This is a genomic window from Nostoc sp., from assembly GCF_035638895.1.
Classification (GTDB): Bacteria; Cyanobacteriota; Cyanobacteriia; order Cyanobacteriales; family Nostocaceae; genus Nostoc.
The window spans coordinates 1-12053 of record NZ_DASQZC010000074.1; the positions used below are offsets into that span (position 1 = coordinate 1).

At 42.2% G+C, this 12053-nt stretch carries 7 protein-coding genes; 2 read left to right on the forward strand and 5 right to left on the reverse strand.

Features of this window, described 5'->3' with window-relative positions; translation table 11 throughout:
• Positions 1-213: 213 nt before the first annotated feature.
• Positions 214-1122: a ribonuclease HI gene (rnhA, locus tag VE944_RS03305; RefSeq protein ID WP_324972225.1), complete on the reverse strand. Its 909-nt coding sequence runs from the start codon at positions 1120-1122 to the stop codon at positions 214-216.
• Between the two features lie 697 nt (positions 1123-1819).
• Here rnhA and VE944_RS03310 point away from each other — a divergent pair.
• Entirely contained in the window at positions 1820-2554 is a 735-nt protein-coding gene (locus tag VE944_RS03310; protein ID WP_324972228.1) for a hypothetical protein, read from the forward strand.
• A gap of 92 nt (positions 2555-2646) precedes the next feature.
• Here VE944_RS03310 and VE944_RS03315 read toward each other — a convergent pair whose 3' ends face one another.
• Together VE944_RS03315 and VE944_RS03320 are read right to left on the reverse strand one after the other, a co-directional pair.
• On the reverse strand, positions 2647-4845 hold the full coding sequence (locus tag VE944_RS03315; RefSeq protein ID WP_324972232.1) for a CHASE2 domain-containing protein: 2199 nt from the start codon (positions 4843-4845) through the stop codon (positions 2647-2649).
• A gap of 172 nt (positions 4846-5017) precedes the next feature.
• Positions 5018-5302 (reverse strand): hypothetical protein, encoded by a 285-nt coding sequence (locus VE944_RS03320; RefSeq protein WP_324972235.1) that lies wholly within the window; start codon positions 5300-5302, stop codon positions 5018-5020.
• 414 nt (positions 5303-5716) lie between these two features.
• Here VE944_RS03320 and VE944_RS03325 point away from each other — a divergent pair, with 414 nt between their 5' ends.
• On the forward strand, positions 5717-9598 hold the full coding sequence (locus VE944_RS03325) for a hybrid sensor histidine kinase/response regulator (protein WP_324972238.1): 3882 nt from the start codon (positions 5717-5719) through the stop codon (positions 9596-9598).
• A gap of 21 nt (positions 9599-9619) precedes the next feature.
• On the opposite strand, the gene VE944_RS03330 is transcribed toward VE944_RS03325, so the two are convergent.
• Together VE944_RS03330 and VE944_RS03335 are read right to left on the reverse strand one after the other, a co-directional pair.
• On the reverse strand, positions 9620-10660 hold the full coding sequence (locus tag VE944_RS03330) for an aliphatic sulfonate ABC transporter substrate-binding protein (RefSeq protein ID WP_324972241.1): 1041 nt from the start codon (positions 10658-10660) through the stop codon (positions 9620-9622).
• 292 nt (positions 10661-10952) lie between these two features.
• Entirely contained in the window at positions 10953-11990 is a 1038-nt protein-coding gene (locus tag VE944_RS03335) for an aliphatic sulfonate ABC transporter substrate-binding protein (RefSeq protein WP_324972244.1), read from the reverse strand.
• Positions 11991-12053 lie beyond the last annotated feature (63 nt).

Genomic DNA, 12053 nt, shown 5'->3' on the forward strand with positions numbered 1-12053 from the left:
CAAGTCGTGCGGCAACGCCCAAGGGTTTAAGACCCCCACCACTTTTTGGTGGACTTAAATCAGGTGGGGTCTGAATCCCCATCTGAATTCCTCCCCTTGTCCCCTTGTCCCCTTGTCCCCTTGTCCCCTTGTCCCCTTGTCCCCTTGTCCCCTTGTCCCCTTGTCCCTTTCTTCAATCTTCCCCTGCTCCCCCTGCTCCCTACTCTCTACTCCCTACTCCTCTTCACTTCCTACTTGATCCCCGCGTTCCAGTTCCCAAAGAATTTGATTTCCTTCACGGCGTACCCGTGACACAATCCAGTTTCGCCAGCGCCATTGATCTCCCCGACTGGTAACAGCGCTGGCGTGGACATCCATTAAGTCTGCTAACTCAGAACTGGTGATTAAGTAGCCTTTTTCTGAAATTTCGTCAGCGATACGCAGAGTTTCGACCAAGCTGCGGAGTTGCGAAACCCTCATTTCTGGCGGTTTTTCATCGGTTGCGGCCGCAGTTGGCCCAGTAGATGGTTCCATAACGGTTATTTCTGGTGCAGAAGTACTGATTTGTTGCGGACTTTGGTTAATTATTCGAGAATTTTTTTCATAATCAGCTACTTTTGCTACATTTAGGTCATTTGTGGAAGGTAAAGATTTATAAAAATTTGTCGGAGTTAATTGTTGTAGCGAAGGAATTTTACCACTGGCATAAGTGCGAGCGATCGCATCACAACGTTCGTTACCTATGTTACCAGAATGTCCCCTAACATGTTGCCATTTTACCTGTTGGGTATTGAGTTCATCAAGAGTTTCCAAAAGCTCTTGATTTTGGACGGGTTTACCATCTGACTTTTTCCAGCCTTTCTTTTTCCAGCCTTTCACCCACTTGGTAACGCAGTTAATTAGGTATTCGCTATCGGTATGAAGGGTGATGGGCTGGGTTTGCTGAGATGTTTGCAAAAATTGGAGGGCTGCGATCGCAGCTTGCATTTCCATTTTATTATTAGTGGTATGAGGGGATGCATCGCCCATTTCGTGGATTGAACCATCGTTGAAGTAGACGACAACTCCCCAACCGCCAGGGCCAGGGTTCCCGGTGCAAGCACCATCGGTGTATATGCTTTGGATTGTGGGTTGAGTGGACATGGTTTAGGATATCGAACCGCTAAGGACGCTAAGGACGCTAGGGAAGAGTTATTGGCGGCGAATTTTTTAAAGAACATCCAGGCTATTATACTGGTTCGCACTCCGGCAGCAACGCTTCACAAGAAAGCTGTTGTAGGAAAAAATGGTATTTTGCCATTCGTTGGGTAACGCTTAGGCTCAACCGAGGAGTATTGTCATAAGTGTTAATCAGAAATTTGGGAAGATATCCGAAAAACTATAGCTTCAGGATGTAGACATAAAGTGTTATACCAATTTCAAAAAAGAATGGGACAAATAGACCATTTGTAGAGACGCGATTCATCGCGTCTTTACCCAACGATATGTTGCAATCATCACTTGAAATGGTATTAGTTTTTTGCTCATTGTGGTTTAAGTCATGTGGAGAAACCCACGAAACACTTAACTCTCTTCCCGATGCTTTAAGGGGGAAAATTTAAAGTTTTTCTCGTTTTAGCAGAGAAAAATAGAAGTGAGGTTTTCCAGATCCTGTGAAAAGTCAACTGTTATCAGTTCTGCAATAAGTTGAGCTAAATATCTTCATGTATTCCAGAGATAATAACAGGGTAATAAGCTATGTCCTTTTTCGATGTAACTAGCTATTTATTTTTTCAAACCTACTTGTGAGCAATTACTTTCTCTAAAACAAAAGTCAATTATATTCAGAGAATAATGTAGTATGAATCAGAACAATTTTGAAAAAGTTAAAAATTCTTTTCAGCCTAGACTAAGCAATTTCGTCAACATTGGTTTTAGAATAATAAGTGTTTTGGTTTTAGGTTACTTATTTTTTATTCCAGCTAAAGGACTTGATAAAAATCGGCGATTAGATACAACAGAAGTAGGACTTTTAACAATTGTATTATTGTTAAACTCTTCAGTTCTTGAAAGACTAGAAAAATTGCAATTTGGTAGCAATGGAGTAGAATTTAACCTAGTAAATAGTAAAATTAAAGCTAATATAGAGGCTAATCAAAAGGAGTCAAAAGCTTTAGCCTTACTAGGAACTTTAATAGAAAATGATGAAAACCAAAGAAAGTTTTTTGACTACTTGCTAGACGATGGAGAGCGAACAACTCTGGAACATTTATTTAATGCTGAAAAAGATAAAAGACAGTTTCCGTATAAAAAAGAACAATCGTGTGAGCAACAATTGAGACATTTACGAGTATTAGGGTTTATTGAACCTTTAACAAATTATCAAATTAACGAATTGCCTCCCCAAAGTAATTTAAGAGACTATTTCAAGCTTACTTGTACTGGAAAAATATGTCTGGCTTTAGGTTCTAGTTCAATTGCTCCACAAGACATATTACATCAATGTGAAAGTGACTGTCATTGCCACAAAATATTGACTCAGATTATAGAAAAACAAGGTCAATATGGGCTAAAGATAAATAGCATTAATAACTAAGTATCTATCGATAACCCTTGTAGAGATGTTGCAATGAAACGTCTCTACACACCATAACACCCACCAATAACCTTAACCGAACCGTATTGGGGCTACAGACGTTTTAAATCTTGTAAAACTGCGGTGGCTGATTGATAGCGATCGCTAAAATGATAACAAACCATTTTATCTAAAATTGCCGCTAATTCTTCACTCACTTGCACCGTTTGCCGCCACATAATATTACCAGTTTCTGGATCTGGGTGGAGGTCTTGGGGTGGTATCCCTGTTATGGCTTGAATGGCAATCATTCCTAAAGCGTAAATGTCACTGCATAAGCGCGGATGACCAGCAAATTGTTCTGGAGGTGCATAACCCCGCGTCCCGATGGCTACTGTAGCTAATTCTGTTTGTTCGCTATTTGGCGGTTGCATCAATTTGACAGCACCAAAGTCAATCAATACCAACCGATTATCTTGAACGCATCTAATAATATTAGCCGGTTTGATATCACGATGAATCACTCGATGCTGGTGAACAAATTCTAGAACTTCTAAAACTTGTTTGAGCATCTCCATTACAAATGATTCGTTCTGCACATTCCGCACAGGTGGTAATTCTTCACTTAGGGTATGTCCCTCAATATATTGTTGAATCAAATAAAATTCTTGGTCATCTTCAAAATAAGCAAGTAGTTCGGGAATCTGATGATGTTTACCCAAACATTGTAAAATTTCAGCTTCACTATTAAACAACCTGCGAGCAACTTGCAAAAATCTTGTATCTTGACGGGCTGGCATTAACTTTTTAACTACGCAAATCGGATTACCTGGGCGTTGAGTATCCTGTGCTAAATAAGTGCGGCCAAATCCACCTGCACCGAGAATTTGAGAGATTTTGTAGCGTCCACCCAAAAGCAAATCACCTGATTTTCTTTCTGATGAATCAACTGGAGGAGGAAAATCAAGATAGGAGTCGGGAAGTGCTGTTTTATCTTCTAAAAGTACATTTAATTGAGCGATCGCTTCTTGTTGTTTTTCAACTTGCAGAATAATCACCTGAGTTTGTCGCTGATTTTGATAGCTAGTATAAGCAATTACAAAGATACTACTAGTTACCAAAGCGAGGCCAGAGGGAACTAATGGTATCCATCCGCCTTGTAAAAACAAAGCAACGCAGATTCCTACTAAGCCAAGTAGAGTTGTCCCTCCCACCATTAGCAAAAGCAAAGGATTTTGCCATCGCCATGTTATAATTCCGCCTAAAAGCGACCAGCCCCACACCCAAATAAGTTCCGCCCAGTCTGGCCAATACCAAATTATAGGTCGCCCATCTAACACTGTACTGATGAGTTGACTTGCTATCTGTGCATGAATAAACAGAGCAGGCATTCTAGGTGGTTGATCTGGCAAAGCACTGTAGGGTGTATAAAAGCTACTTTGAGCGAAATTAGCTGCTGTAGTGCCAATAATTACAAGGCGATCTTTGATTAAACTGGGTTTGACTTGTCCATTGAGGACTTGTGCGAGGGTTACTTCGTCAGCGAGGCCGTTGGGGTGATGGTAATTTAATAATATTTGATAGCCATCTGTATCCAGATGTTTGTAACTACCGGAATTAGCTTGTAAACGCGGAAAGAGGCTTTTACCTAACTGAAAATCTCCTTTATTCGTAAAGTCATATTTAATGCCTTGTTTATCTAAATAATTAATTGCTATGAGCGCACCAAATGCAAATGATGTTGTACATTTTTTTTCTGGAGAGTGAACAAATAACAAACTGCGGCGGAGAATTTGGTCGTTTTCATTGTCAGCAACCACATTGCTAAACCCAACATTATCTATAAGAAAATTTGGCGGTGGTGGAATTTCATCTTTACCCAATGTATTGAATAAACAAGTGCTGAAGATGTTATCTTTATTTTGCAAATTAGCCGCCAAATAGTTGTTTTCTGGTTGGAAAAGATATAAACCAACAATTCGCGGTTGATAAGACTCTATTTTTTTTAATAGCTGATTGATTCTACGATCTGATATAGTCCATTTATCTAGTTTAAGATCCTCGTCAGTGATTTTTACTAGCAAAATCCGCCGTTTAGGTGCTTCTGATGGACGCGATCGCAACATCTGATCATAAACTCTCAACTCCCAAGGCTGCAACCATTTGAGTTCCCGAACTCCCCAGATAAAGGCGGTGACTCCTACACTGGTAACTAAAATCATTTGCAACCAGCTTTTGCTCTTGGAAGTTTCACGGGAATCCTGAACTTTGACAAAAGGCGCACGGAATTTTTCTAATAGTCCACTAATCACGGCGTTGCGGCGGTAGCCTGAATTGGGTAGATGTTGCAGGCGCAGAAGTTAGTTTTCTGACTCTAAGTTAAAAGCTATTAACCTGAGCTTCTATATTACTGTAGCAGTTTGCTTGCTGCTTAGAGATTAGATAAGCGATGTCTACGACGGGCTACGCCTACGCGCTATGCAGCTAATCATCCGTTTGAGATGTTTGAGCATCTTCAATAGGACTGGCAACTGGGAAAGAAATAGGATTAGTAGATGGGGTTAGTGAATCTAACTTGGATTGTTCGAGTGATGCTTCAATGCTTGAATCAGCAAAATAGGAGTCGAATATCTTATCATAGTTAGAAGCAACAGCTAAAAAAGCGCCACCCAAAATATAGATAGGTAATGGCAAATTAAATTTTTTTAACCAGTCAAACAGTTCCGCCAAAGCAAACAGCACTAAAAAGCAGGCAAGCCAAACTCTCATGTTTTCATTCCCTAGATTGAAACAACTCTATTACTAGCTTAAATAGGTTGCCTAATAGTTGATGTAGTACATAATCATCAACTTACAACCTCTATAACTCTAGATAGATGTAGTGAGAGTTATAGCATCTGCTATATTCCAATATCTACTAAAAAAATAAAAATAATATTTAGCTTATGCCTGCAATCGAACAGCCAAGGATTGCATAGTTCGTTCGTTAGACTCGGCAGTACCTCAAACTTCCACAGGTAAAACTGGCAACGATATTAGGGGTTTCGTTCCACAATAAACCGATAGGAAAACTGATTAGCACATCGCCGGATTTTTGAAACCTCAGATGTCTCGATTGAGAAAGAAAATTTTCCCCTTGTTAAAGATTTAATTGATCATCTAAAAGCTCAAGAGGTTACAGATTTGCGGCAATATTTGGGCGAACAGGAGCAAGTAGAAGAAAATCTGCGTCATAGTGAAGCACGCTACCGCTCACTGGCAGAAGCAAGCGCATCCATCGTCTGGAGGGCGGGGGCTTGGGGCAACGTTGTTGACGAGATTCCGACTTGGGAGGCGTTCACTGGGCAAAATCCCGAACAATACAAAGGATGGGGTTGGGTTGACGCACTGCACCCCGATGACCGTATATCTGTAACTGCTATTTGGAGAGCGGCTTTTTTTGGACGCAGCGTTGCAGTTGCCGAGTATCGCGTTCTGCGGCATGACGGCGAATACCGTTATATGAAGATACGCGGTGTGCCTATACTTGACGAAACAGGCGAAATCGAGGAATGGGTAGGAATGTGCGTAGATATCAGCGATAGCAAGCAAGCTGAGGCAGAACGTGAGCAATTGCTGGCGTTACTGCAAACAGAACAGACTCGCTTAGTTGAAGCTAACGTTCTACTTGATACCCTCTTCAATAACGCACCTATAGGTATTGGTCTATGGGATGAGAAATTAACATACGTTCGCTTGAATGACGCTTTAGCTGAAATTAACGGTTTTCCCCAAGAGGTGCATATCGGTAAGACTGTCGCCCAAGTGCTACCGGGGGTAGATTCTACGGTCATGGAAGCTTTTCGCCATGTAATCGAGACTGGAGAATCTATTGCCCAAGAGGCCAGTGGAGAGACACCCGCCGCGCCTGGAAACCTGCGGCATTGGTCGGTGAATTACTATCCGATTCAACTACCAGGTGATGTTACTTGGGTGGGTGCAATCTGTCAAGAAATTACTGCTCGCAAGCAAGCAGAAGTTGAGCGTCAACAGCTCTTTGAGCGAGAGCAAGCGGCTCGTGTTGAGGCTGAAGCTGCCAAAGAGCAAGTTACCAAAATTTTAGAAAGTATTACTGACGGCTTTCTTGCCTTTGATAGTGAGTGGCGCTTCTCCTACCTAAATCATGAGGGAAGCAGAACTCTAGGGCGTTCCTGCGAGGATCTGCTCGGAAAAAATTTGTGGGAGGAGTTTCCAGAACTGGCTAATACTAGCTTTGGTCAACTTTATCAAAGGGCAGTTGCTCTAGGAATGCCGCTTGAGCTTGAAGATTATTACCCACCCTTTGATGCATGGTTTGCGGTTCGCGCCTATCCTTCACCCACAGGGTTATCACTTTATTTCCGTAATATTAATGTACGCAAACAGGCAGAGGCAAAACTGCGCGAGAGTGAGGCGTGTTTTCGGCTGATGGCTGAGAATTCAACTGATATTATTTCCCGCCATACAGTAGATGGAACTCTTCTGTACATTTCCCCAGCTTGCTACACAGTATTGGGGTATCAACCAGAGGAACTAGTAGGTAATCACAGCCAGGAGTTAGTTCACCCTGACGATTTGGCAGAGATTGCCAGGAATTATCCAGTCAATGCCGATTTACCAGATATTTATACTATTACTCACCGCGCTCGTCACAAAGACGGACATTATATTTGGTTGGAAGCAACTATTCGAGCTATTCGCGATCGCCAAACTAAAGAAATTTTAGAAATGCAAGCGTCTTCGCGGGATATTACAGAGCGCAAGCAGGTAGAGGAGGAGCAGCGTTTTCTAGCAGACGCTAGTGAGATTTTGGCTGCATCATTAGACTACGAGACAACTTTAGCCAGTTTAGCGCGTTTGGTAGTGCCTGAAATAGCTGATTGGTGCTTAGTTGATGTTATTTGTGACAATCAATTAGTCCGCCGGGTTGCAGCAACTCATGCTGATCCAAAAAAACAAGCATTGGTAGAACAGTTACAAAATTATCCGCCTGATTTGACACGAAAAGAAGGTATTGCTGAGGTAATACGGACAGGCAAATCACAAATTACTGATTTTATTTCTGATGAACAGATACAAGCGGTAAGCCATAATGCCAGTCATCAAAAAATTTTGCAAGAACTAAATCCTACATCCGGCATTAGTGTACCGCTTATAGTTCCGGGACGGGTGCTGGGAGCTATGACTTTGGTATCTTCTTCAGGTCGTCGCTACCCTACCAAAAGCCTAATGTTAGCCCAGGAGTTGGCTCGCCGTGCTGCCGTAGCCGTTGATAATGCCCGACTCTATACAGAAACACAAGAATCTCAACAAGCGGCTTTACGGGCAGCATTTCGCACTGCGCGTCTGCAAGCCATTACCGCCGCACTTTCTGAATCTCTGACTCCCGCACAGGTTTCTGAAGTAATGGTAGAGCAAGGGATGGCAGCTTTGGGAGCTAGTTCTGCTTTAGTAGCACTAGTGACTAAAAGCGGCACTGAACTAGAAATTATCCGTGCAGTAGGTTTTGAACAGGAAGCGGTAGATTCATGGCGTCGATTCTCTATTCATACATCCGCACCACTGGCAGAAGCAGTACGAACCAAACAGCCTATCTGGCAAGAGCCAACAACAACAAGGGTTGCTCATTACCCACATCTAGCTCAGGAGTATGCACGGTATAATTACGAAGCTTGGATTTCAATTCCATTGATCATCGAGGGACGAGCCATAGGTGGCATGTCTCTAGCTTTTGCCGAAATTCAGGAGTTTAATCAGGATGACCAACCCTTTATTCTGGCACTAGCACAGCAGTGCGCTCAAGCGATGGAACGGGCCCGCCTATACGAGGCAGAGCAAACGGCACGGGAAGCAGCAGAAAACGCCAACCGAATTAAAGACGAGTTTCTAGCAGTTCTTTCTCATGAATTGCGATCGCCACTCAACCCAATTCTAGGATGGTCTAAGCTACTCCAAACCAAAAAACTTGATGAAAAGACAGTTCCTCAGGCGCTGAAGACTATTGAGCGAAATGCTAGGTTACAAGCTCAACTGATTGAAGATTTACTGGATATCTCCCGAATTTTACAAGGTAAACTTAGCTTAAATATCTACCCAGTTGATTTGACATCAGTGATTTCGGCAGCAATGGAAACAGTGCGGTTATCAGCAGAAGCGAAGTCAATTGAGATGCACATCAGCCTGGAACCACATTTGGGGCAAGTTTTAGGTGATTCTGGCCGATTGCAGCAAGTCGTCTGGAACTTGCTCTCAAATGCAGTTAAGTTTACACCTACGGGGGGACGGGTTGATATTCGAGTGGAACAAGTAGGGAGTAGGGAGTGGGGAGTAGGGAGTAGGGAATTGGGAGTAGGGGGTAAAGAAATACCAAAACAATCTCCGCTTTATGCTCAAATTATCGTCAGCGATACTGGGAAAGGCATCGATCCTAATTTTCTGCCTTACGTGTTTGAATATTTTCGCCAAGAGAACAGCAGCACCACCAGAAAGTTTGGTGGACTGGGGTTAGGGTTAGCGATCGTTCGTCATTTAGTCGAACTACATGGCGGGACAGTGCAAGTAGAAAGCAAGGGAGAAGATCAGGGGGCAACTTTTATCGTGAGACTCCCGTTGATTCAAAATCAATTAGAGATTAAACAAGACATTAGCGACTCAGAGACATCCTCAAATTTAAATGGTGTCAATATTTTAGTAGTGGATGATGATGCAGATACGCGAGAATTTATTGCCTTCTTGCTAGAGCAGTATGGGGCAAATGTGACAGCAGTGGCATCAGCAGATAAAGCACTAGCCGCTTTAAGGCAATCTTTGCCAGATATACTTTTAAGCGACATTGGGATGCCAGAAGTGGATGGATGTATGTTCATGCGACAGTTGAGAACATTACCAGCAGCACAAGGAGGGCAAATTCGAGCGATCGCACTCACCGCTTATGCTGGAGAAATGAACGCCAAACAGGTACTTGCAGCCGGATTTCACAAGCATCTTGCCAAACCAGTAGAGCCAGCCGAATTAGTAGATGCGATCGCTAACTTAATAGCTGAATAAACCTGTCTATAGCTGTTTACGTTACTTGAGACGAACAGGCGTAATAGCTACATCAAGTTGAGTAGGAAGGATCGCATCTCTAATATCTATTTTACGGGGAATGATTTTTTCTTGGAAATAAAAGTCAGCAACGCGCTGTTGTTCGGCAATAATGCCAGGTGTTAGTTTTCTCAACCTAAAAGTACGTCGGCGTGCCACCTTTTCTAAAACTGATACATCTAATTTCAGTGCGGGAGCAAAAGCTTTAGCAACTTCAGTTGGGTTTTTTTCAGCCCATTCTCCTACCTTATCTGCTTCTTCTAAAAATACTCGCACCAATTCGGGATTTTGGGTGACAAATTTACGCCTACCAAGATAAAAGCCGCCGAGAGTATTAATTCTTGCTGCATTTCTCAGATTACGAATTGGGATAATTTTTTCCACAAGAGCCAAAAAAGGGTCACTACCTACCCAAACTTCAACTTTGTCTTGAATAAAAGCGTCACGGGCTTCAGATGGAGTCAAACCAACAATTTGAACATCCTTAATTTTTAACCCCACCTCTTGCAAGGCTTTTGCTAATAAATAGTGTGCATTCGATCCTCTCTGAAAAGCAATTTTCTTACCTTTAAGATCCGCTATCTTCTTAATTGGAGAATTAGCTCTGACTATAATACCTTGGTTTGCACCTTTGCTGGGTGTGCGTCCAGCAATATAGATAACTTCTGTGATACCTGCGGCTTGAGAAAATATTGGCGGTGTCTCTCCCACATTGCCGATATCCACCTTACCTGCATTCATCGCTTCTATTAGTTGCGGCCCGGCTGGGAATGGCCCAACCCAATTTACAGTCACACCCAATGCTTTGAAACGTGGCTCAACAACTTTTTTAACTTTGACGATATCTCCTGAAGTTTGATATGCCAAGTTGATAACTTTAGCAGTAAAACCAGCTTTTTTTTGTGCTTGAGCGTTATTTACTAAGCTACCTAATAAGGGAGTTGATATAAATAATCCCAATACAGAAAATTGGACAATGCGTTTTAAAACTGTGCGGCGTTGTGGAATAAATGGTATTTTCATTACTGGAATATTTTAGTTACAACTAATTGTTATTAGCAAATCACATCTCTAGAGAGGTTTGCGATCGCTTGTTTCTTCCTCGATTTTTGCTAATCCGCCTATCGTCCATCTCAATTAACCAGACAATAGGCTTAACAAGTTGGTTGAGGAACTTGTTAAGCCCGTTGTTAAGTTAGCTAAACTTCCGCTATAGTGTAATAGCTGCTTTCAGCATAAATTCACAAGCATTTTGCCAAACGAATAGAGCCAGCCGAGTTAATAGCTGAATCAACCTAGATATATCTGTTCACTATTACTTGATATTATCAGGTATGATAGCTTTATATACTAGATCAGAAAGAATCCCTTGTTTGATATCTATCTTACGCGAGATGATTTTTTCTGCAAAATAGAAATCAGCAACGCCTTGCTGTTCGGCAATGATCGCAGGTGTCAGCCTTCTCAATCTATAAGTACGACGGCTTGCCACCTTTTGTGCAACTGATGGATCTAATTTTTGCTCATCAACTAAAATTTTGGCATAAACGCTTGGGTTTTTTTCAGCCTCTTCTCCTACCTTCTGTGCTTCTTCTAAAAACACTCGCACCAATTGCGGATTTTGGGTGATAAATGCACGTCTGCCAATATAAAACCCGCCGAGAGTATTAATTCTCGCTGCATTTCTCAGATTCAGAATCGGGGTAGTTTTTTCTACACCAGCTAAAAGAGGATCGCCACCCACCCAGGCATCAGCCTTGTCTTGAATAAAAGCGTCTCGGGCTTCAGGTGGAGTCAAAGCAACGATTTGAATATCGCTAATTTTTAACCCTACCTCTTGCAAAGCTTTTGCTAGTAACAACTGTGCATTCGATCCTACCTGAAAAGCAATTTTCTTACCTTTAAGATCCGCTACTTTCTTAATGGGAGAATTAGCTTTTACCACAATACCTTGGTTTGTACCATCGCTGGGCGTGCGTCCAGTAAGATAGACAACTTCAGGGATGAGGCCTGGGCGTGCGGCTTGGTCAAATATTGGAGGTGTCTCTCCGACATTACCGATATCCACCTTACCTTCATTCAGCGCTTTTATCAATTGCGGCCCTGCTGCGAATGGCCCAACCCAATTCACGGTTACACCCAATGCTTTGAAACGTGGCTCAACAGTTTTTTTGGACTTGACAATATCACCAGAACTTTGATATGCCAAGTTAATTACTTTGGCTGTCTGCGCTTGGGTGCTTTGCACAAGGCTACCCACCAAGGAAGATGATAAAGTAAACAGTCCCAGTACTGAATATTGGACAATACGCTTTAAAACTGTACGACGTTGTGGTTGAAATGGCTTGATCATGAGTTGTGATTTTCCTTGTAAGTTTTAGCTTTTACGTTGTCAGTCTTACTTTCTTTCAGCAAG

Coding starts and splice junctions, on each gene's coding strand:
- VE944_RS03335 (WP_324972244.1), bottom strand. CDS start 11,990: ATGATCAAGCCATTTCAACCACAACGTCGTACAGTTTTAAAGCGTATT.
- VE944_RS03330 (WP_324972241.1), bottom strand. CDS start 10,660: ATGAAAATACCATTTATTCCACAACGCCGCACAGTTTTAAAACGCATT.
- VE944_RS03310 (WP_324972228.1), top strand. CDS start 1,820: ATGAATCAGAACAATTTTGAAAAAGTTAAAAATTCTTTTCAGCCTAGA.
- rnhA (WP_324972225.1), bottom strand. CDS start 1,122: ATGTCCACTCAACCCACAATCCAAAGCATATACACCGATGGTGCTTGC.
- VE944_RS03320 (WP_324972235.1), bottom strand. CDS start 5,302: ATGAGAGTTTGGCTTGCCTGCTTTTTAGTGCTGTTTGCTTTGGCGGAA.